This is a genomic window from Nocardia colli (assembly GCF_008704205.1).
Taxonomy (GTDB): domain Bacteria; phylum Actinomycetota; class Actinomycetes; order Mycobacteriales; family Mycobacteriaceae; genus Nocardia; species Nocardia colli.
In genome coordinates this window covers 1-26,036 of the sequence record NZ_VXLC01000019.1, presented here as the reverse complement: position 1 = coordinate 26,036, position 26,036 = coordinate 1, and the positions used below count along the sequence as shown (strand labels likewise).

At 67.8% G+C, this 26,036-nt stretch carries 26 protein-coding genes; 12 read left to right on the top strand and 14 right to left on the bottom strand.

What is annotated here, in order from left to right; translation table 11 throughout:
- The first annotated feature begins 97 nt into the window (after positions 1 to 97).
- Positions 98 to 784, top strand: a complete 687-nt coding sequence (locus tag F3087_RS33315) for a GbsR/MarR family transcriptional regulator (RefSeq protein WP_150406090.1) — start codon at positions 98 to 100, stop codon at positions 782 to 784.
- 200 nt (positions 785 to 984) lie between these two features.
- On the opposite strand, the gene F3087_RS33310 is transcribed toward F3087_RS33315, so the two are convergent.
- The 5 genes from F3087_RS33310 to yajC form a co-directional block, all read right to left on the bottom strand.
- Positions 985 to 1,557, bottom strand: a complete 573-nt coding sequence (locus F3087_RS33310; protein ID WP_150406089.1) for an adenine phosphoribosyltransferase — start codon at positions 1,555 to 1,557, stop codon at positions 985 to 987.
- Between the two features lie 37 nt (positions 1,558 to 1,594).
- Positions 1,595 to 3,316, bottom strand: a complete 1,722-nt coding sequence (locus F3087_RS33305; RefSeq protein WP_150406088.1) for an ABC transporter substrate-binding protein — start codon at positions 3,314 to 3,316, stop codon at positions 1,595 to 1,597.
- A 19-nt stretch (positions 3,317 to 3,335) separates the two neighbouring features.
- On the bottom strand, positions 3,336 to 4,565 hold the full coding sequence (gene secF / locus F3087_RS33300) for a protein translocase subunit SecF (RefSeq protein WP_375904126.1): 1,230 nt from the start codon (positions 4,563 to 4,565) through the stop codon (positions 3,336 to 3,338).
- Positions 4,562 to 6,265 (bottom strand): protein translocase subunit SecD, encoded by a 1,704-nt coding sequence (gene secD, locus F3087_RS33295; protein ID WP_150406086.1) that lies wholly within the window; start codon positions 6,263 to 6,265, stop codon positions 4,562 to 4,564. Before secD ends, secF begins: the two co-directional genes overlap by 4 nt.
- Before the next feature lie 174 nt (positions 6,266 to 6,439).
- Positions 6,440 to 6,826: a preprotein translocase subunit YajC gene (gene yajC, locus F3087_RS33290; protein ID WP_150406085.1), complete on the bottom strand. Its 387-nt coding sequence runs from the start codon at positions 6,824 to 6,826 to the stop codon at positions 6,440 to 6,442.
- Between the two features lie 357 nt (positions 6,827 to 7,183).
- Between yajC and F3087_RS33285 the strand changes: the two genes are divergently transcribed.
- Positions 7,184 to 8,530 (top strand): lipase family protein, encoded by a 1,347-nt coding sequence (locus F3087_RS33285; protein ID WP_150406084.1) that lies wholly within the window; start codon positions 7,184 to 7,186, stop codon positions 8,528 to 8,530.
- A 61-nt stretch (positions 8,531 to 8,591) separates the two neighbouring features.
- On the opposite strand, the gene F3087_RS33280 is transcribed toward F3087_RS33285, so the two are convergent.
- Positions 8,592 to 10,082 carry a flavin-containing monooxygenase gene (locus F3087_RS33280; protein ID WP_150406083.1) on the bottom strand — a complete coding sequence of 497 codons (1,491 nt, stop codon included), beginning with the start codon at positions 10,080 to 10,082 and terminating at the stop codon, positions 8,592 to 8,594.
- A 36-nt stretch (positions 10,083 to 10,118) separates the two neighbouring features.
- Between F3087_RS33280 and F3087_RS33275 the strand changes: the two genes are divergently transcribed.
- Together F3087_RS33275 and F3087_RS47350 are read left to right on the top strand one after the other, a co-directional pair.
- Positions 10,119 to 10,784, top strand: a complete 666-nt coding sequence (locus tag F3087_RS33275; RefSeq protein ID WP_150406082.1) for a TetR/AcrR family transcriptional regulator — start codon at positions 10,119 to 10,121, stop codon at positions 10,782 to 10,784.
- Between the two features lie 148 nt (positions 10,785 to 10,932).
- The gene (locus tag F3087_RS47350; protein ID WP_150406081.1) at positions 10,933 to 11,532 is read left to right on the top strand and encodes a DivIVA domain-containing protein; all 600 of its coding nucleotides are present in this window, start codon (positions 10,933 to 10,935) and stop codon (positions 11,530 to 11,532) included.
- Between the two features lie 216 nt (positions 11,533 to 11,748).
- Here the strand turns inward: F3087_RS47350 and ruvB are convergent, their stop codons facing one another.
- The 4 genes from ruvB to F3087_RS33250 all read right to left on the bottom strand — a co-directional run bounded on the left by ruvB (position 11,749) and on the right by F3087_RS33250 (position 14,552).
- Entirely contained in the window at positions 11,749 to 12,831 is a 1,083-nt protein-coding gene (gene ruvB / locus F3087_RS33265) for a Holliday junction branch migration DNA helicase RuvB (protein WP_150406080.1), read from the bottom strand.
- A 6-nt stretch (positions 12,832 to 12,837) separates the two neighbouring features.
- Positions 12,838 to 13,443, bottom strand: coding sequence for a Holliday junction branch migration protein RuvA (gene ruvA, locus F3087_RS33260; RefSeq protein ID WP_150406079.1), 606 nt, complete (start codon positions 13,441 to 13,443; stop codon positions 12,838 to 12,840).
- Positions 13,440 to 14,009, bottom strand: a complete 570-nt coding sequence (ruvC, locus tag F3087_RS33255) for a crossover junction endodeoxyribonuclease RuvC (RefSeq protein WP_150406078.1) — start codon at positions 14,007 to 14,009, stop codon at positions 13,440 to 13,442. Before ruvC ends, ruvA begins: the two co-directional genes overlap by 4 nt.
- 114 nt (positions 14,010 to 14,123) lie before the next feature.
- The gene (locus F3087_RS33250) at positions 14,124 to 14,552 is read right to left on the bottom strand and encodes an acyl-CoA thioesterase (RefSeq protein WP_150406077.1); all 429 of its coding nucleotides are present in this window, start codon (positions 14,550 to 14,552) and stop codon (positions 14,124 to 14,126) included.
- 100 nt (positions 14,553 to 14,652) lie between these two features.
- On the opposite strand from F3087_RS33250, the gene F3087_RS33245 reads away from it, so the two are divergent.
- Positions 14,653 to 16,119, top strand: a complete 1,467-nt coding sequence (locus F3087_RS33245) for an alpha/beta hydrolase (RefSeq protein WP_223885534.1) — start codon at positions 14,653 to 14,655, stop codon at positions 16,117 to 16,119.
- Between the two features lie 121 nt (positions 16,120 to 16,240).
- On the opposite strand, the gene F3087_RS33240 is transcribed toward F3087_RS33245, so the two are convergent.
- Entirely contained in the window at positions 16,241 to 17,197 is a 957-nt protein-coding gene (locus F3087_RS33240) for a GlxA family transcriptional regulator (RefSeq protein ID WP_191094266.1), read from the bottom strand.
- Between the two features lie 70 nt (positions 17,198 to 17,267).
- On the opposite strand from F3087_RS33240, the gene F3087_RS33235 reads away from it, so the two are divergent.
- The 4 genes from F3087_RS33235 (at position 17,268) to F3087_RS33220 (ending at position 19,467) form a co-directional block, all read left to right on the top strand.
- On the top strand, positions 17,268 to 18,212 hold the full coding sequence (locus tag F3087_RS33235) for an NADP-dependent oxidoreductase (RefSeq protein ID WP_150406074.1): 945 nt from the start codon (positions 17,268 to 17,270) through the stop codon (positions 18,210 to 18,212).
- Positions 18,213 to 18,285: 73 nt separating this feature from the next.
- Complete coding sequence (locus F3087_RS33230; protein WP_150406073.1) at positions 18,286 to 18,492, top strand: DUF5988 family protein; 207 nt, start codon at positions 18,286 to 18,288, stop codon at positions 18,490 to 18,492.
- A 121-nt stretch (positions 18,493 to 18,613) separates the two neighbouring features.
- A complete protein-coding gene (locus tag F3087_RS33225) occupies positions 18,614 to 18,976 on the top strand; it encodes a metalloregulator ArsR/SmtB family transcription factor (RefSeq protein WP_150406072.1) in 363 nt (120 codons plus the stop codon).
- Positions 18,973 to 19,467, top strand: a complete 495-nt coding sequence (locus F3087_RS33220; RefSeq protein ID WP_150406071.1) for an SRPBCC family protein — start codon at positions 18,973 to 18,975, stop codon at positions 19,465 to 19,467. The genes F3087_RS33225 and F3087_RS33220 overlap by 4 nt, the downstream gene beginning before the upstream one ends.
- Here the strand turns inward: F3087_RS33220 and F3087_RS33215 are convergent.
- Positions 19,464 to 20,216, bottom strand: coding sequence for a YebC/PmpR family DNA-binding transcriptional regulator (locus F3087_RS33215; protein WP_150406070.1), 753 nt, complete (start codon positions 20,214 to 20,216; stop codon positions 19,464 to 19,466). The two genes, F3087_RS33220 and F3087_RS33215, sit on opposite strands and share 4 nt — an antisense overlap.
- A 116-nt stretch (positions 20,217 to 20,332) precedes the next feature.
- Positions 20,333 to 20,977: a pyridoxal 5'-phosphate synthase glutaminase subunit PdxT gene (gene pdxT, locus F3087_RS33210; protein ID WP_150406069.1), complete on the bottom strand. Its 645-nt coding sequence runs from the start codon at positions 20,975 to 20,977 to the stop codon at positions 20,333 to 20,335.
- A gap of 219 nt (positions 20,978 to 21,196) precedes the next feature.
- Between pdxT and F3087_RS33205 the strand changes: the two genes are divergently transcribed.
- Positions 21,197 to 22,888 (top strand): APC family permease, encoded by a 1,692-nt coding sequence (locus tag F3087_RS33205; RefSeq protein ID WP_223885553.1) that lies wholly within the window; start codon positions 21,197 to 21,199, stop codon positions 22,886 to 22,888.
- A 69-nt stretch (positions 22,889 to 22,957) separates the two neighbouring features.
- Here F3087_RS33205 and F3087_RS33200 read toward each other — a convergent pair whose 3' ends face one another.
- Complete coding sequence (locus F3087_RS33200) at positions 22,958 to 23,776, bottom strand: acyl-CoA thioesterase (protein ID WP_150406068.1); 819 nt, start codon at positions 23,774 to 23,776, stop codon at positions 22,958 to 22,960.
- 158 nt (positions 23,777 to 23,934) lie between these two features.
- On the opposite strand from F3087_RS33200, the gene F3087_RS33195 reads away from it, so the two are divergent.
- On the top strand, positions 23,935 to 24,540 hold the full coding sequence (locus F3087_RS33195) for a nucleoside/nucleotide kinase family protein (RefSeq protein ID WP_150406067.1): 606 nt from the start codon (positions 23,935 to 23,937) through the stop codon (positions 24,538 to 24,540).
- A 416-nt stretch (positions 24,541 to 24,956) separates the two neighbouring features.
- A complete protein-coding gene (locus tag F3087_RS33190; protein WP_150406066.1) occupies positions 24,957 to 25,400 on the top strand; it encodes an HIT family protein in 444 nt (147 codons plus the stop codon).
- The last annotated feature ends 636 nt before the right edge of the window (positions 25,401 to 26,036 follow it).

Genomic DNA, 26,036 nt, shown 5'->3' with positions numbered 1-26,036 from the left:
GTTTCATCCGTGCAATGACCTTGCCGTCGAACGCACACGCCAGTAACCCGGCATGCAATGAGCTGCAGCTGAACGCACACCGAAGGAGAACCGCACGATGCCGGGAGGCCGACTCACCCTGCCCGAACGCGAGTGCATCGCCGCCGCACTGGCCGAAGGACTCGGCTACACGCAGATCGCCCGCCAACTAGACCGCCCCGCCTCTACGATCAGCCGCGAGGTAACCCGCAACGGCGGTCCCGGCCGTTATCGCGCAGACCGAGCCCATCGCGCCACCGTCGCACGCGCCCGCCGAAGCAAAGCCGCCACCCCACCGACTACCTCCGCCGGATTCCCCGCCGACAATGAAGCCCTCAGCGAGTTCGCCACCCACTTCACCGACTTGCTCGTCTACGACGGCATGCCCCGAATGCAAGCCCGCGTACTGACCGCCCTGCATCTCACCGATTCCGGCAGCCTCACCGCCGCCGAACTGGTCCACCAACTAGCGGTCAGCCCCGCCTCGATCTCCACCGCAGTAAACGCCCTGGAAGAACGCGACCTGATCCGCCGCGACCGCACCACCCACCGCCGCAACCACTACTACATCGACAACAACACCTGGCACCGCACCACCCTCAACCTCGCCCGCGCCGCCCAAGCAAAAGTCGAAACCGCCCACCGCGGCGCCCAACTCCTCGGACCGACCACCCCCGCCGGCGCCCGCCTGACCGAAATAGCCCAATACCTCGACTATCTCGGCACACAAATGGTCCAAGTCGTCGAACGCTGGCACAGTCGCTGAACAAGGCCCGAATCGCGAGTGCCGCGCCATAAACCAAGGCAACCTAGCCGGCAGCCGCTTTCCCGTCGAAGTCGCAGGCGGCGGCCTGAACCTCGGCAGCTCGCGCGCCCGAGTATCTCGAGCCCGGATCGATAACAGCTAGCTGTCGAGCAAAGAGGAGACCTCAGCCGCAGCTGCCTGTCCTCCGCGACCCGGGAACATCAGACCTTGACGATGGAGGTCACAGGGTAGTGCCCTTGGCGTGCGCGGCCGTCCAGGAAAGTCAGTTCGAGGACTACGGCGGCGGCGATCACCTCGGCGCCGGCCTGGGTGAAGAGGTCGGCTGCGGCGGCCAGGGTGCCGCCGGTGGCGAGCACGTCGTCGAGCAGGAGGATGCGTTTGCCGGCGAGCGGGACGCCGTCGGCGGGGATCTCCAAGGCGGCGGTGCCGTATTCGAGCTGGTATTCGCGGGTGATGACGGGCGGGGGCAGCTTGCCTGCCTTGCGGACGGCGAGGACGCCGGTGCCGAGGCTGGCGGCCACCGCGGCGCCGATGAGGAAGCCGCGGGCGTCGACGCCGGCGACGAGGTCGGCGTCGGGGCCGCAGGAGGCGAGGCAGTCGACGACGGTGCGGAAGCCTTCGGCATCGGCGAAGACGGGTGTGAGGTCGGCGAAACGGACTCCGGGAGTGGGGAAGTCGTCGCGCCAGCGGGTCAGACGCTCGACCGCTTCGGCCGCCCGGCCGGTCCGATCGGCGGCTAGCTCGTCGGATTCGATCGCCGCGTGCTTACTCATCGACACCTCTCCATCATCACAACACCACAAGCACCTGTCACCGCTTCAGCACCCAGCGGTCCATGTTCCACCCTGACCCCGCCTGGTTCGGCGCAGCTATCCCGTTCTGCAGACCGGCGCCGAACGCGATGGTGCGCGGCGAGGCGAACAGGGGGATGCTCGGCAACTCCGCCCACAGCAGGTTTTCGGCCTCGGTGAGCAGATTCAGCTGTGTGGTCGAGTTGTCGTCGGCCGCAAGCTGATCGGTGATGGAATCGTAGCGGCCGTTACCGAATCGGCCGAAATTGATCCCGCTACTACCGCGCAACGCACTGGTCGCCGCGACCCCGGACAGCGATCCGGCCGGCCCCGGCGCGGACGCGGTGCTACCCAGGACGGCGTCGACTTTGCCCTCGGTGAGCTGCGACGGCGTGAAATCGGGGGCTCCGGCGTCGACGATGTTGATGCCCGCGGGTTTACAGGCCTCCGTGATCATCGCCACGGTCTGCGCGCGTCGATCATCAGGACGCAGATAGCCGATGCGCACGGTCGGATTGTTCGCCCGCGACGCGGCGACCGCCTGGGTCGCGCCGCCGACATCACCACCGTTGAACTTGCCCGCGGCACCGATCACCGACGGGTAGTACAGCGAATCCTGTTGCACGATATGCGCGTTCAACGGCCCCGAGCCGAGCCCCTCCTTGGGCGCGTCCGGCACCTTGCCGAGCTTGTCGAACAGCGCCTGCCGCGGCACGCACAGCGCGAGCGCCCGGCGCATGTCCACCGAGCCGAACACTCCCCCGGTCGCCAGCACCAGCTGCTCGACGCCGCGGCCCGCCACGTTGCGCACCTGGAAACCATCCAGGTTCAGGTCTTTCACCGATCCGGTGCCGACGTCGACCACACCCGCGGCGCTGTCCCTGACCTTGGACTTCAGATCGATGTTCTTGGGCCACACCATGATCCGGCCGGTCGCGGGCTTGTTCCCCCACCACCGCTCGTTCGCGACCAGGACCAAACCGTCCTTGTCGCTGAAGGATTCGATCCGGTACGGCCCGGACGACGGGAACTTGGTCAGGTCGAGGTTGCCCCCGGCGAAGTTCCAGCCGGTGTTCCAGAAGTCGGAGATCCGGCCGAGCCCGCCCGGGTCGCCGGTTTGCAAGGCGGACACCACATTCGGCACGTTCGCCACCCGCGCGGCGACGTGCGCGGGCATCAGCTCGCCGGCGGTGAACAGGTTGCGCCACGCCGAGTAGTGCCGGCCCGGCCGGAACACCACGGTGGCGTCGCGCGAACCGGGCTGGCAGTCGACCCGCTCGATGTCGGCGTAGCCGGCGATGCTCGCCGCGTCGAACAGCGGAACCTGGCCTCGGTCACCGGGTTTGGTGAACCGGCCGCTGCGCGCGGCCCAGGCCAGCACCAGATCGTCGCACGCGGTCGGCACCCCGTCGGAGTACACACCGTCCGGGTTGAGCCGGTACTGGATGGTCTGCACCTCGCCGGGGACCTCTTTGGCGGTGCCGAAGTCGGTGTCGGCGACCTGCTGACCGTCCGGTCCGGTGTAGTAGAACCCGGTCACCACCCGGCTGAACACCGCGGTCGATCCGGTGCTCGCGCCGAGCGTGCTGCCGCCGTTGTAACTGGCGATGGTGGCATCGACGGCGTAACCGATGGACGGCACCTGGTTCTTGCTCGAGCACCCGACCACCAACCCGGCGGCCAGGGTGCTCGCGGCCAGCACTCCGATCAGACGTATCGCTCGGCTATCCGGCTTGCGCATGAAACCCCTTGCCTGTGTGTCAGTTCCGCCGCTTCTGCCGTTTCCCGCTGGGGCGCGCGCCCGGCCGGGGCGCCTGCCCCGGTTCCCGCGAGCGGCGCGGTTCGTCGCCGTAGCGACCGGTCGCGGCGGTCGCGCGGCGCTCGGCCTCGACTCCCGCACGCGCGCTGGCGACGCCGGCCCGCTTGGCCTTGATCTTGTCGGTGTGCCGCGCGACCGGGCCCCACCGCTCCTTGATCGACACCAGCAGCGGCGTCGCGAAGAAGATCGAGGAGTAGGTGCCGACCAGCAGGCCGACCAGCTGCACCAGCGCCAGGTCCTTGAGCGTGCCGACGCCGAGCATCCAGACCGCGATCACCATCAGGCCGACGATCGGCAGGATGCCGATGAGGGCGGTGTTGATCGAGCGCATCAGGGTCTGGTTCACCGCGAGGTTGGCCTGCTCGCCGTAGGTGCGGCGGTTCAAATGCAGAATGCCCCTGGTGTTTTCCTCGACCTTGTCGAACACGACCACCGAGTCGTAGAGCGAGAAGCCGAGGATGGTCAGGATGCCGATCACGGTCGCCGGGCTCACCTCGAAGCCGACGAGCGAGTACACGCCCGCCGTCACGGTGACGTCGAAGACCAGGGCGGCCAGCGCGGCGATCGCCATGTGCGGTTCGAAGCGCACCGCGATGTAGACGGCGACCAGGACCAGGAACACCGCCAGCGCGATGAGTGCCTTACGGGTGATCTGGCTACCCCAGGTCTCGCTGACGTCGGAGGCGCTGATCGCGGCGCGGCTCGGGTTGCCGTCCTTGCCCTTGGGCTGGAACTTGGTGAACAGCGCGTTGTTCAGCGTGTCCACCTGATCCCGGTTCAGCGCTTCGGAGCGGATCAGGATGGTGGCGTTGCCGCCGCTGCCGACGGTCTGCACCGACACCGGATCGGAGCCGATCGCGGAACGGTAGACCTCCTCGACCTGGCTGGTACTCGCACCTTGGGCCGGGAACTGGATCCGCGAACCACCCTCGAAGTCGATCCCGAAGTTGAAGCCGCGGAAGATCATGCTGCCCAACGAGATCAGGATGATCGCGGCGGTGATCAGGTACCACATCCGGCGCTTGCCGATGACGTCGATGGCGCCGGTGCCGGTGTAGAGGCGGTTGAAGAAGCCGTGCTTGGGCTGCTCGGTCACCGCGGCGAACACGTCCGTGGTCTCGGCCGGGTTCGGGGTGCGCGACGTGCTCGTGTGGTTGGTCATCTCGTTCACGCCTTCCCGAGTGCGGCCTCGGCCGCCTTACGCTCGCGCGCGACCTGCTGGATCGCGCCGAGCCCGTTGACCGACGGCTTGGCCCAGTAGTTCGTGCGCGAGGCGAGCAACACCAGCGGCGAGGTCACCAGGAACACCACGACGACGTCGAGGATGGTGGTGAGGCCGAGGGTGAACGCGAAGCCCTTCACCTGGCCGACCGCGAGGATGTAGAGCACCGCGGCGGCGATGAAGCTGACCGCGTTGCCGGACAGAATCGTCCGGCGGGCGCGCTGCCAGCCGCGCGGGGCGGCAGAACGGAAACTGCGGCCCTCGCGCATCTCGTCCTTGATGCGTTCGAAGAACACCACGAACGAGTCGGCGGTCATACCGATACCGATGATCAGACCGGCGATGCCGGCCAGGTCGAGGGTGAACCCGATCCATCTGCCGAGCAGCACCATGATGCCGTACACCGCGAGACCCGAAGCCACCAGAGAGAATCCGGTGACGAACCCGAGCATCCGGTAGTAGGCGAGGCAGTAGAGCAAGACCACGGCCAGGCCGACCGCGCCGGCGAGCAGACCCGCCTTCAGCGAGGACAGCCCCAGCGTCGCCGACACCGTCTCGGCCTCGGAGGTCTGGAACGACAGCGGCAGCGAGCCGTACTTCAGCGTGTTCGCCAGTTCCTTCGCCGACGCGGCGGTGAAGTTGCCGGAGATCTGGGTGCGGCCACCCTGCTGCGGTCCCTGCTGCACGGTCGGCGCGCTGACCACCTTGGTGTCGAGCACGAAGGCGACCCGCTTGTAGACGTACTCGCCGGTGAGCTGGGCCCACGCGTCGCTACCGCCGGACTTGAACTCGAGGTAGACCTCGTGTCGCGCCTGCTGGGTGTTCAGGCCCGAGCTGGCGGACTTGATCTCCTGGCCGTCGATGCGGCTCTTGTCCAGCAGCAGGATCTCCTGGCCGTCGGTGGAGCAGGCGACCAGCGGCAGGTTCGGATCGTCGTTGCCCTGCAACGGGTCCGGCTTGTTGCAGTCCAGCGTGGCCATCGCGGCCTGCTGGATGGTCGGGTCGGCGCTCTGCCGGATGGTCTTGGCGTCCTGGATGTCCTTGGTCGCCTGTTCCTGCGGCGTGAGGTTCGGGTCCGCGGGCGGCTGCGTAGGTCCCTGTGCGGGGAACACGCGCTGCTGCGGAGCCGGATCGACGGTCTCGCCACCCGAGGCGGGAGCACCTACCGAAGGCGCACCGTTGGCGGCGGGCGGTGCGTCACCCGGCGGAGCAGGCGGAACCGCACCCGGCGGGGTCGCACCCGGCGCGGGCTGCTGGCCACGCTGCGCGGCGGGCACGGCGTTGAGCACCGGACGGATGTACAGCTTGGCGGTGGTCGCCAGCGCGCGCGCCTGCTGCCCGTCGTCGCCAGGCACCGTGATCACCAGGTTGTCACCGTCGATGATGACCTCGGACCCGGCCACACCGAGACCGTTGACCCGGTTCTCGATGATGTCCTGCGCCTTTTTCAGGCTGTCCTGGTTCGGCTTGCCGCCGTCCGGCGTTCGGGCGGTCAGCGTGACCCGGGTACCACCCTGGAGGTCGATGCCGAGCCGTGGGGTCGAGGATTTGTCACCGGTGAAGAACACCAGCGCATAGATCACGGCCAGCAGCGCGGCGTAGACGCCGAGCAGCCGGAGCGGATGCGCCGATCCCTGGGAAGGTGGCACAGTACGTCATCTCCTAGGCGGGAAGTCGAACATGGAACAGGCAGGCACACACCGGCGACGCCGGTGCGGGCGGTAGTGGCGTGCGCCACGGGGCCCGCGAATCGGACACCGTCGCGCGCCGGCCGAGGGCCGTGGTCGCGGCGGCATCCGGCGCGCGGGCACACCGGGGGACGATCAGTCCTTGGTGAGCCGGGTCTCGGTCTGCGCGGCGGATTCCTCGACCGCGTCGGCCACGTGTGCGCCGTTGGCGTCGGCGGCCGGCTCGACGGCGATCGTGTCGGCATCGGCCTCGTCGGCAACCGTCTCGGTGTCGACGCGGACCTCGCGGATGGCCGCGCGCAGCCACGTCGTGACGACCTCCTCGGCGATCTCGAGATCAACCGTGGTGTCGTCGAGATCGACGACGGTGCCGTACAGCCCCGACGTGGTGATGACCTGGTCGCCCGCCTTGAGGGTGTCCTGCATCTCCGTGACCTTGGCGGCTTCCCGCTTCTGGCGGCGGACGCCGAGGAACATCGGCACGAGCAGGGCTACCAGCAGCAGCGGAAACAGAAGTTCCATCGTCGAAGTCAGTCCCTAGTCTTGTGGGTGGGATGGGTATGTACCCAGACAGTCTGCCAGTTCATGTCTCCGTCGCCACACCGGCACACCTGCTGGGGAGCGCCGATGTGCCCGCGAGCCATATCGCACGGCGAATCGTAGACGGCCACCGGCGTCCGAAAGGCCCGGTCGGTTTGCCCGGAAATTCTTCGGCGGGAAACCCGTCCGTAACGAATTCCGTTGCCTTACAGTAGGAATCGCAGGGAATTCATCAGCGCAGGACGTCCCGACGGCGTGGCCGGGGAGCCTGATCTACGCACGAACTCAGCGATCTTCGAGACGTGTCCCGGGACCTTCTGTGCCTACACAAAGGGGACGATGATGGCCAAGGAAGCCAGAATCGACGTCAAAACTCTCTTGCAGAAAGCGGCGGGGGACCTTTCCGCGCCGGAACTCTACGACCTGGCCCGCAGCGCCGAATCGGGACCGTGGTTCGCCACCCCGGACGCCCGCAACGGCGAGCCCGCGCGGCGCCCGGAGTTCGAGTGGCCGCTCGTTTCCGAGCATTCCTACCTGGGGAAATACGGCAAGGGCACGGCGGCGGTGCATCTGGGGAACGGGCACGAGCGCCTGGTGAATCCGATGATCTTCGCCGACGGGTTCAACTACGGTGCCAGCGACCTCGACGGTCTGTGGCAGTGGTTCAACCACCCCTATTCCGACGCGGGTGAGCGCTTGTTCGACCAGTTGCTCGCCGCGGGCATCGACATCGTGTTGCTCGGATTCGACGCCCGGCACGACTACATCCAGGTCAACGCGGGGGTGGCGCGGGCCTGCATCAACAAGGTGATGGCCGAGCAGCAGGGCACAACACCGCTGATCACGGGCGGGGTGAGCATGGGCGGCCTGATCACCCGGTACGCGCTCGCCGCGATGGAGAAGGACGACGAGGACCATCGGACCGGGACCTATCTGTCCTGGGATTCCCCACACAACGGGGCGTGGATTCCGCTGATCCTGCAGCAGATGGCCTATTTCTTCGAGTTCTTCGAGACGCTCACGCCCGGTAAAGCGAGCAAGGCCAGCCTGATTCGCAGCCCCGCGGCGCAGCAGCTGTTGTGGGCGTGGGTGGAGGACGCGCGGTATTCGGGTCCGGTCGCTACCGCGTCGCCGTTACGGGCCCAATTCGTCCAGGAGCTGGCCGATCTGGGCGGATTCCCGCAGCGGCCGGTGCGGCTGGGCGTCGCGAACGGGCGTGGTGACGGGCAGGGGCCCGCGTTACCGGCCGGGGAGGTCGTGTTCGACAAGAAGTTCCTCGGCGGGCTGGTCGGCAGCGCGACCGCGCGGTATCAGCCGGCGTTCGGGGACAAACAGCCGATCGGCGGCATGCACCTCGGGCTGACCTCACGCACCTCGACCACCAGCGCGGTGGCGCCGTTCGACGGCGCGCCCGGCGGCATGCTGGATTCGTTCGGCCAGGTCGCGACCACGCTCGGCATCGACCTGGAGGAGGCCAAGCGCTGGAGCTGCTTCGTCCCGTCGGTCAGCGCGATCGCGCTGGACTTCGACCCGATGAGCTGGGAGGTCGAGCTGGACAAGGATCTGCGCAAGGTGACCGCCGAGCACACGGCGCTCACCGAATTCTGTTGCAACGCAACCAATACCGAACACTCGGTGGTGACGCCGACGCTCGCGGAATGGGTGCTGCGCAAGATCGCCAAGTAGCGGCGCGCGCGAGCCCCGCCGGAATCGTTCCGGCGGGGCTGGCGCAACGGGGCGTCAGAGGTCAGGCGGACTTTCCGTAGACGTAATCGTCGAGCGGGAAGCTGACCGCCTCGCGGTGCGCGTTGAGCGTGCTGGTCGGGCGCAGCAGCGCGGCCTCGCCGTGCGGGTTGAAGTAGTAGCTGCGCGCGGTGGAGCAGTCGCCGCCGTAGAAGACCGAGGTGCCGAGCTTGCCGGTGACCCGATCGAGGAAGCCTGCGTTCGCCTCCTCGGTCACCTCGAAGGTGTGCTCGCCGCGGCGGAACAGCTCGGTGAAGAGCCGTCCCATGTGCTTCATCTGCGCCTCGATGGTGGTGAAGTAGGAAAGGCCGCTGTAGGAGTACGGGCTGTTGAGGCTGAGGAAGTTCGGGAACTTCGGCACGGTGATGCCCTCGTAGGCCTGGAACCGGTTGTCCCGCCAGAACTTTCCGAGGTTGACCCCGTCGCGGCCGATGATCTCGATGGCCGGGAAGTTCACGTCCCACAGGTTGAAGCCGGTAGCCAGGATCAGCGTGTCGATCTCGGTCTTGTGCCCGTCGGCGGTGACGATGCCGTCGGCCTCGATATGGTCGATCGAGTTCGTCTCCAGGCGCACGTGCGGCTGGTTGAACGAGCGGAAGTAGGTGTTGGAGAAGGTGGGGCGCTTGCAGCCGAAGTCGTAGTGCGGGGTGAGCTGCTTGCGGGTTTCCTTGTCCCGCACCGAGGTCCGCAGGTGCGCCTTGGCGAGCAGGCTCGCGGCCTTGTTCAGCGGCTTGGCCTGGGTGTAGTGCAGCACGCCGACCACCATGAGCGCCTCGAGCAGGCTGGTGTTGAACAGCCGCGCGGCCTTCTGGGTGGCGGGCACCCGGTCGAACAGCTTCTGCACCGGCTTCGGGATGGCGGTGTCGATCTTCGGCACCACCCAGATCGGGGTGCGCTGGAAGACGGTGAGCGCCTGCGCCTGCTTGGCCACCTCGGGCACCAGCTGCACGGCCGTCGCGCCGGTGCCGATGATCGCCGCCTTACGACCGGTCAGGTCGAAATCGTCCTCCCACGCGGTGGTGTGGATGATCTTGCCGGCGAACGAGTCGATGCCGGGGAACGGCGGGGTGTAGGGCTGGGACAGGAAGCCCGTCGCGGTGAGCAGGTAACGGCCCGTGAGGGTTTCACCGCCCGCGACCGACACCACCCAGTGCTGATGCTCCTCGTCCCAGCGGGCGCCGTCGACCACGGTGCCGAAGCGCATGCGGCGGCGCAGGCCGTACTTGTCCGCGATGTGGCCTGCGTACTTCTTCAGCTCCGCGCCCGGCGCGAACAGTCGCGTCCAATACGGGTTGGGCTCGAAGGAATACGAGTAGGTGACCGAGGCGATGTCGACCGCGAGGCCGGGGTAATGGTTGACGTGCCAGGTGCCGCCGAGATCGCTCTCGCGATCGAGGATGACGTAGTTGCTCAGGCCGAGCCGATCGAGCTCGATGCCCGCCCCCATGCCACCGAATCCCGCACCGACCACGACCGCGTCGTACTGAGGCGCCACTCCGAACCTCCAGGTATGTGAACCGTTTATCACAGAATGACACATCATTCCGTTTGTGACGACTGTATCATCGGTGGCGTGACGAAGCCATTGACGCGTGCCGAGCGGCGCAAAGCCGAGCTCCGCCAGGAAATCATCGACACCGCCTTCGTCTGCTTCTCGGAGAAGGGCTATCACGGCACCGGCATCGCCGATATCGCCGGTCACCTGGGCATCGGGCACGGCACCTTCTACCGGTACTTCAGCAACAAGCGCGACATCATCGACCACGTCATCGATGATTTGTCCGCCAAGATCATCGACACCCTCGGCACCGAGAACGCGCCCGACGCGGCCACCACGCTGGACGAATACCGGGCGCAGACCGACCGGATCGGGCAGGCGCTGACGCACATCCTGATGGACGACCGCCGGGTCGCGCAGCTGCTGCTGGTGCACGCGCCCGGCATCGACGAGGAACTCACCGCGCGCCTCTACGGCCTGCTCGACATGGCCGACGCGCTCACCGCCGGATATCTCGACCACGGCGTCGAACTCGGTTATCTGCGAGCGGATCTGGACACGGTCAACACCGCGCGGGCGGTCACCGGCATGCTGCTGGCCGGCATCGTGCACGGCCTGCGCGACACCGACGAGGGGTCCATCCAGGGTCTCAACGAGGCCATTCGGCGGCTGCTGATCGATGGCGTCCGCAAGGATTGAGCAAATCGATAAGCCCCCTGACGGCGTCGGCGGCGTTAAGGTGTGGGAACAGTTCCGACGAGTCCGCCAGGGGGCGCTCGTGGTCGCAAGAGACCAGGGAGTACGAAAAACGCACATTCCGCCGGCCCGGCGCGTGGGGCCTGACAGAATGTCGCCCGTGACCCCCGAGGATGTGAGCCGAATCAGTTTCGCGACACCACCATTCGGGCAGCGTGGTTATCACGCGGACGAGGTGGACGCATTCCTCGACCTCGTCGCCGCGACGATGGCCGGGCGCGGTTCGCTCGCGGCCGACGATCTGCGGCACGTCACCTTCGATGCGCCGCGACCCGGCGCGCGCGGGTATCGGGCGGATCAGGTCGACGAGTATCTGGATCAGGTGCGCGTCGAACTGGAGATCCGCCAGCGTGGAGCGCGGCCGACCCCGGCAGGCAACGGGCATTCGATCCTGACCCCGGATGACGTGCAGCGCATGCGATTCACCTATGCGCCGGTCGGTCGGCGCGGATATCACGAAGACGAGGTCGACGCATTCCTCGACCTGGTCGCGGCAACCCTCGCGCACGGCGGACCGGGCAGCCTGACCGTCGCAGACGTACGCTCGGTGCGCTTCAGCGGAGCACGGCTCGGCACCCGCGGATATCAGGGCGACGAGGTCGACGCATTCATGGACCTGGTCGTCGCGGCATTGCAGCACGCCGAACACCAACACCACCGCTGGACCCTGCACCGCGACGTCGGCGAGTAACGCTGCACTGCTGGACAGTTCGTCGATGCATCTCCACCCACCCAGCAGGTATGTGACACCGACAGCCGCACCACTTCTGACCTCCCGCACACCAACTCGCCGCCCTGACACGCGTGCGTATGTCAAAAGGCGTGCGGCGCAGCGGCAGCCCAATCGAGGCGAGTCATATGGTCGCTAGTTGATCTTCGATCGCCACCATTTGACTCGACTCGATGCTTACTCGAGCAGGTCGAGGGTGGGTTGGGGGTTGTGGCTGCGGACTTCTATGGAGCCGAAGACGAGGTCGGGTGGGGGGACCAGGCCGAGGTGTTCCCAGGCGGCGGCGGTGGCTACGCGGCCACGGGGGGTGCGGGCAACCATGCCGGCGCGGACGAGGAATGGTTCGCAGACCTCTTCGACGGTGGCGGCCTCCTCCCCTACGGCGACCGCGAGGGTGGAGACGCCGACGGGGCCGCCGCCGAAACTGCGGACCAGTGCGGCCAAGACGGAACGGTCGAGACGGTCGAGGCCGAGCACGTCGACGTCGTACACCTCGAGCGCGGCCTGCGCGATGGGCAGGGTGATCATGCCGTCGGCGCGGACCTCTGCGTAGTCGCGGACGCGGCGGAGGAGGCGGTTCGCGATACGCGGCGTGCCCCGGGAGCGGCCGGCGATCTCGGCGGCGGCTTCGCGATCGATCTGCACGCCGAGGATCTGGGCCGAGCGCAGAATGATCAGCAGCAGTTCGGCGGGATCGTAGAAGTCCATGTGCCCGGTGAAGCCGAAGCGATCACGCAGCGGGCCGGTGAGCGCTCCGGACCTGGTCGTCGCGCCGACCAGGGTGAACGGGGCGATATCGAGCGGAATCGAGGTCGCGCCGGGGCCTTTGCCGACGACCACGTCGACGCGGAAGTCCTCCATCGCGAGGTAGAGCATTTCCTCGGCGGGCCGCGCGATGCGGTGGATCTCGTCGATGAACAACACGTCGCCGTCGACCAGGTTGCTGAGCATGGCCGCGAGATCGCCGGCGCGTTCCAGCGCGGGGCCGGAGGTGATGCGCAGCGCGGTGCCGAGTTCGCCCGCGATGATCATCGCCATGCTGGTCTTGCCGAGGCCGGGCGGGCCGGACAGCAGCACGTGATCCGGTGTGCCGCCGCGCTGTTTGGCGCCGCGCAACACCAGCGCGAGTTGCTCGCGCACCCGCGGCTGACCGATGAAGTCGTCCAGCGACTTCGGCCGCAGGCTGGCCTCGATCTCGCCGTCGGATTTCAAAAGGCTTGGCGTGACCTGGGATTCGTCCGGTTCTTCGTCGTATTCCATGCCGAACTACCGATTCCGGCCGAGCAGGTTGAGCGCGGCGCGCAGCCCGACGGAGGTGTCGGCGGCGGGCTGTTCGGCCAGGACGGAGTCGATGGCCTGCTCGGCCTGCTTGAGCGGGAATCCGAGGCCGGTGAGCGCCTCGACGACCTGCTCACGCACCGGCGTGATGACCGGGATGGGCGTGCTGCCGGGCGGACCGGATTGCACCGGAACGAGATTCACCTTGTCCCGCAGCTCGACCACCATGCGTTCGGCGCCACGCTTGCCGATGCCGGGCACCCGGGTGAGCGCGGCGACGTTGCTTTCGGCGAGCGCCTTGCGCAGCGCCTCGGGTTCGAGCACCGCGAGCACCGCCATGGCCAGGCGTGGGCCGACGCCGGACACCGTTTGCAGCAGACCGAACAGGTCGCGCGCTTCGGTGTCGGCGAAGCCGAACAGCGTCATCGAGTCCTCGCGGACGATCATCGCGGTGTAGAGCCGGGTTTCCTCGCCGCGGGTCAGCGTGGACAGCGTCGCGGGGGTGACATTGAGCCGGTAGCCGATGCCGGCCGCTTCGATCACCGTGTGGTCGAGGGCGATTTCCAGCACCTCACCGCGAACCGACGCGATCACCTCTTTACCGCCTTCCGTTGTTCGGCAAGCCGTTCCGCGTACTTGCGTTGCGCCTCGGCCGCTTGGGCCTCGGCCTTGGCCATCCGCTCGATCAGCGGCGCCCGCCAACAATGGCAGATGGCCAGGGCGAGCGCATCCGCCGCGTCCGCCGGTTTCGGCGCGACCTGTAGTCCTAGTATTCGGGTGACCATGGCCGTGACCTGCGCCTTGTCCGCGGTGCCGTTCCCGGTGACCGCGGCCTTCACCTCGCTGGGCGTGTGGAACGCGACCGGTATGCCGCGGCGCGCGGCGGCCAGCGCGATCACCCCGCCGGCCTGCGCGGTGCCCATCGCGGTACGCACATTGTGCTGGGCGAAGACCCGTTCGATCGCGACGGCCCCCGGTTTGTGCGTGTCCAGCCACAATTCGGCGGCATCGGAAACCTGGAGTAGGCGCTGCGCGAGATCCATGTCGGGCGGGGTACGCACGACGTCGACGGCGATGGCGGTCACCTTCCGGCCGATACCGCCCTCGACGATGCTGAGGCCGCACCGGGTGAGACCGGGGTCGACACCCATCACCCGCACGAAATCCCCTCTCGCAGACACGAACAACTGTTCGAGAGTTTAGCGGAGGATGGGGGTCGCACGGTCCAGCGACACGGGGTGGCTCGGTCACGTCAGGCGGCGTCCCCGCGTGTTTCAGGGCGTGCCGGGAAGCCCGAGTAGCTCCGGATTCTTGGCGCGCGCTGCCCACTCGCGTGCCGGATCGGTGACGAGGCGGCGGGCGCGGAGGTCCAGTAGGCCGCTGACGTTGGTCACGGTGGCGGCCACTTCTCCGTCGGCGCGGGTCAGGATCTGTTCGACGCGGTAGGTCTTGCCGGTCCCCCACAGCCAATGGCAGGACACGTCGACCGCGTCGCCGCCGCGTAGTTCCTTGTGGAATTTGATCGTCGTCTCGAGATTGACCGGTCCGAATCCATCCGCGATCAACTCGTCGACCGAGATGCCCGCCGCCTGCACGCAGGCGAAACGGGAGTGGTCGGCGAACTGGTGATACGCAGCGCCGGTGACGTGCAACTGCGGATCCAGGTCGGACACACGGACTTCGATACGCGTACTGAAGGGCACGGGGCCGACTATGCCAGCGCCCACCGACAAGTTCCGGCACCCAGGTTGCCTGGAGCCGATTCACAGGGTGTCTCGAGGAACGGTGTCGACAATGCCGTACGTGTCTGCCCTTGGAGTGCCGTTTGCCGCGCCCGCGATCCCGGCGCCACCGCCGGCCCCGCAGTTGCCGTCGGCGAATCTGAATCCGAACTACCAGAACACCTTTCATCACGGGATCTCCCTGTTGCACGGATGGCTGCCGCTGACCGTCGAACTCGTCGCGGTGGCGCTGCTGCTGATCGCCGTCGCGCGCGGAACGCGGCGGTGGTGGGTGATTCAGGTGCCGGTGTGCGTGCTGATCGGCGTGGTCGGGGCGCTGGTCGCGCGGTGGTACGTGTCGAATCAGGGGCTGGCGTCGGATCCCGCGCCCGCGTTGCTGTGGGCGTGCATCGGCGGGACCGTGGGTGCGCTGGCCGTTGCGTTGCTCGGCTGGCGGGGCGCGCGGTGGTGGCGGCGCGGGGTGGCGTTGCTCGCTATTCCGTTGGCGCTGCTCAGTACCGGGATCGTGCTCAATCAGTGGGTCGGCTACTACCCCACCGTGCAGGCCGCGTGGGGTGCGGTGACCGCCGGTCCGCTGCCACACCAGACCGATCTCGACGCGCTGGACGGACTGCGCAACACCGACGTCCAGACGGGCAAGGTCGTGCCGGTCCGAATTCCCGACTCGGGCAGCGGTTTTCCGCATCGCACCGAATACGTCTACCTGCCGCCGGCCTGGTTCGCCGGGCCGAAGCCGCCCACGTTGCCGGTGGTGATGATGATCGGCGGCGAGTTCAACACGCCCGCGGACTGGATGCGCAGCGGGCAGATCATGCCTGCGGTCGACCAGTTCACCGCCGCCAACGGGGGCCGCGCGCCGATCCTCGTGTTCGTCGACTCCAGCGGCAGTTTCAACAACGACACCGAGTGTGTGAACGGCCCGCGCGGTGACGCCGCCGACCATCTGACCCGGGATGTGCCGAGCTATCTCGAATCCGAGTTCAGCGCGTCCGCCGATCCCGCGCAGTGGGCGGTGGTCGGCTGGTCCATGGGCGGCACCTGCGCCGTCGACCTGGCCGTCATGCACCCCGAACTGATCCGCACCTTCGTCGACATCGCCGGCGACATCGGCCCCGTCTCCGGCACCAAGGACCAGACCATCGCCCGCCTCTTCGGCGGCAACGCCGATCAGTGGGCCGCCTTCGACCCTATGACCGTCATGTCCACGCACGGCCAATACCCCGGCACCGCAGGCCTTTTCGACGACCTCACCCCACCCCAACGCCGCGGCAACGCCGCACCCCACGCCAACCGTCCCCCGGCCGAGGACGACGACACCGCAGGCATGGGCGGCCACGACGGCATCATGGACACCGGCGAGGTCGGCGCCGCCGAAAAACTCTGCAACCAAGGCCGCGAGGTAGGCATCGACTGCACCATCCACACCACCCAAGGCGGCCACACCTGGCAATTCGCCTCCGCCGCCTTCACCTCATCCCTCCCCTGGATCACCGCCCGCCTAGGCCTCCCGGTCCCCGCCACCCCCTGACCCGCCAACGGGACACCACGGAGCCCCCACTCGCACTTTGCCTCCGCCAAGTCCCGTTGATCATGGTCTGACCTGGTATTCGCCCGTCGGCGGATCATCAGGCCGGCAGCGTGATTCGACCTCAGGCGGGGGTGAGGGTGCCGGTGAAGGTGCGGCGGTAGGCCTGGGGGGAGACGCCGATGGCTTCGTGCAGGTGCTGGCGGAGGGAGGTGCCGGTGGCGAAGCCGACTTCGCCGGCGATGCGGTCGACGGTCATGTCGGTCGATTCGAGGAGGTGGCGGGCGCGGAAGAGGCGCTGCTGGATGAGCCAGCGGCCGGGGCTCATGCCGACCTCCTCGCTGAAGCGGCGGGCGAAGGTGCGCTTGCTCATTCGCGCGCTGGCGGCGAGCTCGTCGACGGTGATCGGTAGGTGGAGGTTCTCCAGGGCCCATTGGCGGGCGGCGGCGGTGCCGGCCGAGGTGGCCGGCGGGACGGGCTGCTCGATGTATTGGGCCTGGCCGCCGTCGCGCCACGGCGGCATGACGCAGCGCCGGGCGACCGCATTGGCGACAGCACTGCCGTGATCGCGGCGCACGATGTGCAGGCACACGTCGATGCCGGCCGCGGCGCCCGCGGAGGTGAGTACGTCATCGTCGTCGACGTAGAGCACGTCGGGATCGAGCCGAACTCGTGGGAAGGTACGCCGGAAAAGTTCGGCCTCACGCCAATGCGTAGTCGCGGGGCGGCCATCGAGCAGACCCGCGGCCGCCGCTACGAACGACCCGGTGCAGATGCCGACGAGCCGTGCCTCGGGCCGGATCCGGGCGAGCGCATCCCTTACCGGCTGAGGCAGGTCACCGCCGAGGGTCATCCGAATGTCGCAGGCGGGCAGGATCACCGTGTCCGCGGTGTCGAGAATGCTGCTGTCGTGCGCGACCGCGATCGAGTAATCCGCGACGGTGCGCACCGGCTGACCGTCGAGCGAACAGGTGCGGATCTCGTAACGACCGTCCGCACTGCCGAATACCCGGTTCGGGATGCCGAGTTCGAAGGGATAGACCCCGTCCAACGCGAGCACCACAACACGATGAGCCTTCATGGCACGATCATATCGAAGAATGGCAATCGTGCCATTTCCCCACCCGGGACAACCCGGAAAACTCGACGCAATGAACGAAACCATGCGTGCGATCAGTCAGAACACCCTCGGCGGCACGGAGGTCCTCACCGAGGTGCAACTCCCCCGACCCGTTCCCGGTCCGGGCGAGATCCTGGTCCGGGTGCGCGCGGCCGGACTCAACCCGACCGACTGGAAGCACCGGGCCAACGGCGGCTTCCTCCCCGCACCGCCGTTCGTCCTCGGCTGGGACGCGTCCGGCGAGGTCGTCGAGACCGGCGTCGGCGTGGCCCTGTTCCAGCCCGGCGACGAGGTCTTCGGCATGCTGCCCTACCCGTACGGGCATGGCGCACTGGCCGAGTACGTCGTCGGTCCGGCGCGCGCCTTCGCCCGCAAGCCCGCGGGCCTGGATCACGTGCAGGCCGCCGCGATCCCACTCGCCGCACTCACCGCCTGGCAGGCACTGGTCGACACCGCCGGCCTGCAAGCCGGACAACGGGTCTTGATTCACGCGGCGGCGGGCGGCGTCGGCCACTTCGCCGTCCAGATCGCCAAGGCCCGTGGCGCGTACGTGATCGGCACGGCCAGCGCGCCCAATCACGAGTTCCTGCGCGGCATCGGCGCGGACGAGGCGATCGACTACCACACGACCGATGTCGCCGAGACGGTCCGCGACGTGGACGTGGTGCTGGATTCGATCACCGACGACAACAGCGTCCGCTCGCTGCGCACGCTGCGCCCGGGCGGCGTGCTGGTCACGTTGCGCCCGATGGGCGAGGTCGACCTCGCGGCCGAGGCGAGCGAGCTCGGCGTGCGCGCGCTGCGCATGCTGGTGGAGGACGACCACGCCGGCATGGTCGCGCTGGCGGGGCTCGTCGAATCCGGCGAGTTGTGTCCGACGATCGCGGGCACCTTCCCGTTGGCGGACGCCGCGAAGGCGCACGCGTTGGGCGAGACCGGCCGTACCGTCGGCAAACTAGTTGTCACTGTGCCCTGACACCGAAACTTTTTCCGCGCGGCGCTTCGGTGAATCCACGAAATCGAGACGGTCACGCTTCTACCATCCGATGATGAGCACTGTTGTGAAGGCTGTCCTCGAGGGCGGGCCGAAAGACATGCCCGCGCGTATCGTTCCCATCACCCCGCCGGGGATCGAACTGAAAGTCCCGTTCAAGGGTGGTTACGAGCACTTCAAGGTGACCCGCAAGGAGAAGGACACCCCGGAGGGGCGGTTGCGTGTGTACGAATGGTCCAGCCGGACCGAGCTCCCGAAGTGACGCGCGAATAATCGTCCTGTGCGGCCGGTCGGATCATCGACCGGCCGCCTTCTCCTGGGCCGCCCAGGGAACTGCGGGCAACCCATGGACAAAAGCGTAACCACTTGGTTACGCTTTCCGGGTGGACGAAGTGGCGAGCGCGATCGCCGATCCAGTGCGGCGGGAGATCCTGACGCTGCTGCGCGGGACCCGGCTCACCGCGGGTGAGATCGCCGGGCAGTTCGAGATCAGCAGGCCCGCGATCAGCAGACACCTGCGGGTGCTGCGCGAAAGCGGGCTGGTCCATGACGAACTCATCGGCAGGCAGCGGTATTACGTGCTCGATCCGGCACCGCTCACCGAACTCGCCGACTGGATCGCGCGCTTCGACACCAGCACCGCGTGGGAGCACCGGCTCGACGCACTCGAAACCGAGGTCTACCGGACGCGTCGGGAACACCGCGCCGCGCCGGCCGACCGGAACCCGAAGGAGAACACCGGATGACCCTGCGCCCCACCGGCCGCCTGGACCGCACCGACGGAAAGCGCGACCTGATCCTGACCCGGACCTATCGCGCGCCGATCGCGGACGTGTGGGCCAGCGTCACCGAATCCGACCGCACCGCACGCTGGTTCGGCCCATGGGAGGGCGAGCCGGGCACCGGCCGGAACATCAGGGTCCAGATGGTGCACGAAGAGGGCACACCCTGGTGCAACGCGCACATCGATGCGTGCGAACCACCGACCCGACTCGCGATCACCACCAAGGACAGCTACGGCAGCTGGCACCTGGAGGTGGTGCTCACCGAAACCGACGGCGTCACCGAACTCGTCTTCACCCACCATCTCGAGCCCGACGTCCCGATCGCCGAGGTCGGCCCCGGCTGGGAGTACTACCTGGACGCACTCGGGGCGGCCCGCGACAACACGGACCGCCCCGAGTGGGACAACTACTACCCCTTCATGAAGGAGTACTACGAAACGTTGCCGGACTAGTCGTCCAGCTGCGCCAGGATCTCGTCGGAGATGTCGACGTTCGTGTAGACGTTCTGCACGTCGTCGCTGTCTTCGAGCGCGTCCACCAACTTGATCACCTTGCGCGCGCCGTCGGCGTCGACCTCGACCGACACCGACGGCTGGAAGCCGGATTCGGCGGAGTCGTAATCGATCTCGGCGGCCTGCAACGCCTTGCGCACCGGGATCAGGTCGCTCGGGTCGCTGATGATCTCGAACGAATCACCGAGGTCGTTGACCTCCTCGGCGCCCGCGTCGAGCACGGCCATCAGGACGTCGTCCTCGGACAGGCCGTTCTTGTCCAGCGTCACGACGCCCTTGCGGTGGAACAGGTACGACACCGAACCCGGGTCGGCCATGTTGCCGCCGTTGCGAGTCATCGCCACCCGGACCTCGCCCGCGGCTCGGTTGCGGTTGTCGGTCAAGCACTCGATCAGCACCGCGACACCATTGGGGCCGTAGCCCTCGTACATAATGGTCTGCCAGTCGGCGCCGCCGGCTTCTTCACCGCCGCCGCGCTTGCGGGCCCGCTCGATGTTGTCGTTGGGCACCGACGACTTCTTCGCCTTCTGGATGGCGTCGTAGAGCGTCGGGTTGCCGCCGGGGTCACTGCCACCCGTGCGGGCCGCCACCTCGATGTTCTTGATCAACTTGGCGAAGAGCTTGCCACGCTTGGCGTCGATCCCCGCCTTCTTGTGCTTGGTGGTGGCCCATTTGGAGTGGCCGCTCATTCCCTACTTCCTTCAGGTCGATGGCACGTTTGGTGGTGTGTACCGTACCGGCCCGGCCGGACGAACAACTTCTCCAGCCTACTCGGCCGGTCGCGGCGGTCTGAACGGCGCGTGAACTACGCGTCCCGGACCAGGTCCACGAACATCCGGTGCACGCGCAGATCGCCGGTGACCTCCGGGTGGAACGACGTCGCCAGCACGTTGCCTTGTCGCACTGCCACAATGCGGCCGGCGAAGGGTCCGTCGGGCACCGTCGCGAGCACCTCGACGCCGTCGCCGGCCCGCTCCACCCAGGGCGCCCGGATGAACACCGCGCGCATCGGCCCGTCGTCCAGTCCGCTGAAGTCCAGGTCGACCTCGAAGGAGTCGACCTGACGGCCGAAGGCGTTGCGGCGCACCGTCATATCGATGCCGGACAGGTGCTGCGCGTCCGGGCGGGTGTCGAGCACCTCGTCGGCCAGCAGGATCATGCCGGCGCAGGAACCGAAGGCGGGCATGCCATCTCGCAGTCGCGCGCGCAACGGTTCGAGCAGTTCGAAGACTTCCAGGAGCTTGCTGATGGCGGTCGATTCACCGCCGGGCAGGACCAGCGCGTCGACCGCGGCCAGCTCGGCGGCGCGCCGGACCAGCACGGGTTCGGCGCCGCAGTGCGCGAGTGCCGCGATGTGTTCGCGCACGTCACCTTGCAGGGCCAGCACGCCGATGGTGGGGGCCTGCGCGAGGTCGGCGGCGGCGGGTGCGGCGACCGGGGAAGCGTTCACGTCGGAAAGTTTACGAGCCGTCGCGGTGTGGGCCTGCTCACGGTCTCCGTCAGGGTTCCGTCAACGGGAGGGTCCCGCCGCGCGAAACGGGTCGACACTCTGAGGGTGATAGCTGTGTTGCCGCGTAAGGTCCCCGCGCCGCGCGGAGGGGCGAATGGTGTCCGGGCCCGCAAGGGGCTGACCGTGCCGACCGGATTGGCGGGGCTTTCCCTCGACGCGATGGCGTCGGTTTCCTACGGTCCCGAGGCGATCGTGCTGGTGCTGGCCACCGCGGGCGGGGCCGGGCTCGGGCTGACGCTGCCGGTGACGCTGGCCATCGCGGCCTTGCTCGCGGTGCTGGTCGCCTCGTATCGGCAGGTGATCGCGGCGTTCCCGAACGGTGGCGGGGCCTACGCGGTGGCCAAGGCACACCTCGGGCATCGGACCAGTTTGACCGCCGCGGCCTCGTTGATCATCGATTACGTGCTGAACGTCGCGGTCTCGATCGCGGCCGGTGTCGCCGCGTTGACCTCGGCGTTTCCGGCGTTGCTGCCGTACACGGTGTGGTTGTGCGTGGCGATCCTGGTGGGCATCACGGCGTTGAATCTGCTCGGGATCACCGAGAGTGCCCGGGCGTTCATGGTGCCGACCGTGGTGTTCGTCGCGGGGATTTGCACGGTGATCGTCGCGGGGCTGGTGCGGTCCGAGCCGGCGAGCGTCAGCCAGGGGGCCGCGACGGTGCTGGACGTGCACACCGTCGGAGTTCTGTTGCTGCTCAAGGCTTTCTCCAGCGGGTGTGCCGCGTTGACCGGCGTGGAGGCGATCGCGAACGCGGTGCCCAGCTTCGAAGCGCCGAAAGTTGTTCGCGCGCAACGAGCCGAGGTGGCGCTGGGGGCGTTGCTCGGAGTCATGTTGATCGGGCTCGCGCTGTTGATCGAGAAGTTCGAGGTGCATCCGATCGACGGCACGACGGTGCTGTCGCAGCTGACCGAAGCCGCGCTCGGGCACGGAATCGGTTACTACGTGGTGCAATTCGCGACCGTCGTGTTGCTTGCGCTGGCCGCCAACACCTCCTACGGCGGGCTGCCGACGCTCACCAAGATTCTCGCCGACGACAACTGCCTGCCGCACCGGTTCGCGGTCAGTTCGCCGCGGCAGGTGTATCGCTACGGCGTGCTGACGCTGGCTCTCGCGGCGGGCGTACTGCTGATCGGCGCGAACGGCAATATGAACGCGCTGGTTCCGCTGTTCGCGATCGGGGTGTTCGTCGGGTTCACCATCGCGCAGGTCGGCATGGTGCGGCATTGGTTGCTGGCCAAGACATCTGGCTGGCGATGGCGGATGGCGCTCAACGGATTCGGCGCGCTGCTCACCTTCATCGCCGCGATCGTCACTACCGCAATGAAATTCACCGAGGGCGCCTGGCTGATCGTGTTGATCCTGCCCGTGCTGGTGGTCGGGATGGAACGCATTCGCGACACCTACGGCAAGATCGGCGCGTTCCGGCGTTCGGACGAGGTCCCGCCGCCGCCGCGACCGCGGGACGCCGTCATCGTGGTGCCGGTGTCCGAGGTGTCCGACCTGAGCTGCGAGGCGTTGTCCGCGGCGTTGTCGATCGGCAAAGACGTTGTCGCGGTGCATGTTTGCCTGCCCGGCGAGTCGGTCAAGGCGTTCACCAAGGCGTGGGAGGCGTGGCATCCCGAGGTGCGGCTGGTGCTGCTCGAAGACAGCGACGCCACCGTCGGCGGGCCGGTCGCGCGCTACGTGCGGGACAACTTCGCGGGACGGCGCAAGGTCGTCGTCATCGCCGAGGTCGACCCGCCGGTCGGCTGGAACCGGGTGCTGCCCAGCCATCGCAGCGATGAACTCGAACGCGTGCTGCGCCGTATGACCGACACAGTGGTCTGCCACCTGCGTGTCCAGGTGGGCTAAAGCCTGAGCGAATTCAGGCGGCCGCGGTGGTGTGCGTCGGCCACACGCACACCACTGCGGTCGACAAAATCATTCGCGGAGGTTGCGGATGAGGCCTTCCTGGACCACGGCCGCGACGAGCTGACCTTCGCGGTTGAAGATCTTTCCGCCGGTGAGCGCGCGGCCGAAGCCCGCGGACGGTGACGCCTGGTCGTAGAGCAGCCAGTCGTCGGCGCGGAACGGGCGCAGGAACCACATCGCGTGATCGAGGGACGCGTTCTGGGTCTGCTCGTCGGGGTGGATCACCTTCGACGAACCGAGCAACGTCATGTCGCTCATGTAGGCCAGCGTGCAGACGTGGAACAGCGGGTCGTCGGGCAGCGGGTGCCGGTAGCGGAACCACACCTGCTGCTGGGAGACCACGCCGTCGCGGCGGGCCACCTGGTCCTGCGGGACCGTGCGGATGTCCCAGTGCTCCCACTCGCGCATCGCCCACAGGCGTTCCGGGCTCAACGTGGTGCTCGCGTCCGGGAGTTCGTCCGGCGGCTGTACCGGCGGCATCTCGTCCTGATGCTCCGGACCCTGGTCGCCGGTGTGGAACGACGCGGACATCGTGAAGATCGCCTGACCGTCCTGCACACCGGTCACCCGGCGGGTACAGAACGAGCGGCCGTCTCTGATCCGTTCGACGAGATACACCGTCGGCTGGTCCGGGTTGCCCGGGCGCAGGAAGTATCCGTGCAGCGAATGCACCTGATACCGCTGCTCGACCGTGCGCACCGCCGACACCAGCGCCTGGCCGGCAACCTGTCCGCCGAACGTGCGCGGAAGCTGAGTCTTCGTGGACGCCCCACGGAAGATGTCGCGCTCGAGCCGCTCTATCTCCAGCGCCTCTTCGATTGTCGCCATGGGCTGAGATTAACTCGCCACGCCGTTCGGGTCGTCCTCGGCCGTCGGGTGATCGGCCAGCAATGCGAATCCGGTCCCGGTCGGTGCGCGACCCGCTCCATCTACCTTCGCGGATGCCGCCGACAGGGGGCGTCCCCATGGTTTGCTCTGATTGACCGGTGCCACAGTTCGTTCCGATCACCCAGGACGCTCTCGTCGAACGTCTCGTCGAGCGTGTCCGCGCCCTGCCTGGCCATCGGGTGATCGCCATCGACGGTGCCGATGCGGCCCGTCCCCTCGACCTCGCCCACCGGACCGCCGCCGCGATGCGTGACACCGGCAGGCCCGCCGAGGTGGTCTCGCTGCACGATTACGTCCGCCCGGCATCACTGCGCGTGGAGTTCGGCCGCGACGACCTCTCCTATCGCACCGCCTGGTTCGACTACGAGGCGCTCCGCCGCGAGGTCATCGACGCCCTGCACAAAGAAGGGCGCTGGCTCCCCGCTCTGTGGGACGAGGCCACCGACCGCTCAGCCCGCGCCACCATCCGCCCGGCCGCCGCCGACACCGTCCTTCTCGTCGCCGGCCCCATGCTGCTCGACCACTACCTCGAGTTCGACCTGTCCGTCCGCCTCGACATGTCCGAACCAGCCCTCCGCCGCACCACTCCCCCCGAAGACCACTGGACCATCCCAGCCCTGCTCGACACCGAAACCTCCACCACCCCAACCTTCTTCGCCCGCTGGGACCACCCCGACCGCCCAGCCCTCCGCCTCACCGACTAGCCCCTCCCCTCCTTGCTTCTTTTGTCCCGCGGCATTCCCGACACCTACCGATTAGACAGATAAATGCGCATATCAACGTAACCAGATGTATCAGTGCGGGAAACGACCACACCTGCCGCCCCATGTCCCGCTCGAGGCCTACCTCAATACCATTGCTCGCCAAGCGGGCCGCAAGGTGGATGGCCCCCACGCCGTGCCGCCACCACATGCCATTCGCCGACGAGACGCGCTCGCCGCCGCCACGTCCCGTTCGGCGTTCACCTTTCCGCCGAACGGGACATGACGGCGGGCCTACTCGCACTTTGCCGCCACCATGTCCCGCTCAGGATCATCCTTACCGCCGAGCGGGACATGACGGCGGGGCCACTCGCGCTTTGCCGCCACCATGTCCCGCCGACCATCGCTAATGTGACCGAATGGGGAGCGAATGCGCCATCTGCGCCAAACATCAGGGCATCGGACCACTCGTAGGCCCGGTGATCTTCGAAAACGACCTGATCATCGTCACCCACCGCCCCCTCGACCAGGCCTCCCCCATCCCCGGCTACCTCTTCATAGAAACCCGCCGCCACACCCCCACCCTCGCCACCCTGACCGACCCCGAAGCAGCAGCCGTCGGCACAGCAGTAACCCGCGCCGCCCAAGCCCTGCAAAAAGAACTAACCCCCGAACACGTCTTCTCCGCCATCACCGGCCGCACAGTCCCCCACTTCCACCAACACATCTTCGCCCGCCCCCTCGGCACCCCACCAACCATCCCCTGGACCGACGTCGACTCCTGGCCCGACTCCCCCCGAACCACCCCCACCGCCCTAAACACCCTGTGCGCCCGCCTATCCACCCACTTCCCCCGTCAGTAAGCGACACACCATAGCGGCCCGCTCCCGACATTCGCCTCCGCCACGTCCCGCTCGGCGTGGACCTGTCCACCGAACGGGACATAGAGGCGGACCTACTCGCACTTTGCCACTGCCATGTCCCGCTCAGGGGCATCCTTGCTGCCGAGCGGGACGTGGCCGCGGGCGCACTCGCGCTTTGCCGCCGCCACGACTCGCCCGAGGTCTACCCGAATATCGTTGCTCGCCAAGCGGAACGCGAGATGGATGGCTCCCAGGCCGTGCCGCCACCACACGCCACTCGCCGACAAGACGAGGCGCTGCCCGCCGCCACGTCCCGTTCAGCGTTCACCTTTCCGCCGAACGGGACATGACGGCACGGCCACTCGCACTTTGCCGCCACCATGTCCCGCTCGGGTCGCCGCCGCTGAGCGGTACGCGGCTGCGAGCGCACTCGCGCTTTGCCGCCACCATGACTTGCTCAGGTCTACCTGAATACCGTTGCTCGCCACAGCGGGACGCGAGGTGGATGGCTCCCAGGCTGTGCCGCCACCACGTGCCACTCGCCGACGAGACGAGGCGCTGCCCGCCGCCACGTCCCGTTCAGCGTTCACCTTTCCGCCGAACGGGACATGACGGCAGGGCCACTCGCACTTTGCC

Bases quoted from the DNA above. Each gene is read 5' to 3' on its own strand.
- F3087_RS33190 (WP_150406066.1), top strand. From the start codon at position 24,957: ATGGGGAGCGAATGCGCCATCTGCGCCAAACATCAGGGCATCGGACCA.
- F3087_RS33310 (WP_150406089.1), bottom strand. From the start codon at position 1,557: ATGAGTAAGCACGCGGCGATCGAATCCGACGAGCTAGCCGCCGATCGG.
- F3087_RS33235 (WP_150406074.1), top strand. From the start codon at position 17,268: ATGAACGAAACCATGCGTGCGATCAGTCAGAACACCCTCGGCGGCACG.
- F3087_RS47350 (WP_150406081.1), top strand. From the start codon at position 10,933: ATGTCGCCCGTGACCCCCGAGGATGTGAGCCGAATCAGTTTCGCGACA.
- F3087_RS33220 (WP_150406071.1), top strand. From the start codon at position 18,973: ATGACCCTGCGCCCCACCGGCCGCCTGGACCGCACCGACGGAAAGCGC.
- F3087_RS33285 (WP_150406084.1), top strand. From the start codon at position 7,184: ATGATGGCCAAGGAAGCCAGAATCGACGTCAAAACTCTCTTGCAGAAA.
- F3087_RS33315 (WP_150406090.1), top strand. From the start codon at position 98: ATGCCGGGAGGCCGACTCACCCTGCCCGAACGCGAGTGCATCGCCGCC.
- F3087_RS33240 (WP_191094266.1), bottom strand. From the start codon at position 17,197: ATGAAGGCTCATCGTGTTGTGGTGCTCGCGTTGGACGGGGTCTATCCC.
- ruvB (WP_150406080.1), bottom strand. From the start codon at position 12,831: ATGGAATACGACGAAGAACCGGACGAATCCCAGGTCACGCCAAGCCTT.
- F3087_RS33230 (WP_150406073.1), top strand. From the start codon at position 18,286: ATGAGCACTGTTGTGAAGGCTGTCCTCGAGGGCGGGCCGAAAGACATG.
- F3087_RS33275 (WP_150406082.1), top strand. From the start codon at position 10,119: ATGACACATCATTCCGTTTGTGACGACTGTATCATCGGTGGCGTGACG.
- yajC (WP_150406085.1), bottom strand. From the start codon at position 6,826: ATGGAACTTCTGTTTCCGCTGCTGCTGGTAGCCCTGCTCGTGCCGATG.
- F3087_RS33205 (WP_223885553.1), top strand. From the start codon at position 21,197: ATGGCGTCGGTTTCCTACGGTCCCGAGGCGATCGTGCTGGTGCTGGCC.
- F3087_RS33200 (WP_150406068.1), bottom strand. From the start codon at position 23,776: ATGGCGACAATCGAAGAGGCGCTGGAGATAGAGCGGCTCGAGCGCGAC.
- F3087_RS33305 (WP_150406088.1), bottom strand. From the start codon at position 3,316: ATGCGCAAGCCGGATAGCCGAGCGATACGTCTGATCGGAGTGCTGGCC.
- F3087_RS33215 (WP_150406070.1), bottom strand. From the start codon at position 20,216: ATGAGCGGCCACTCCAAATGGGCCACCACCAAGCACAAGAAGGCGGGG.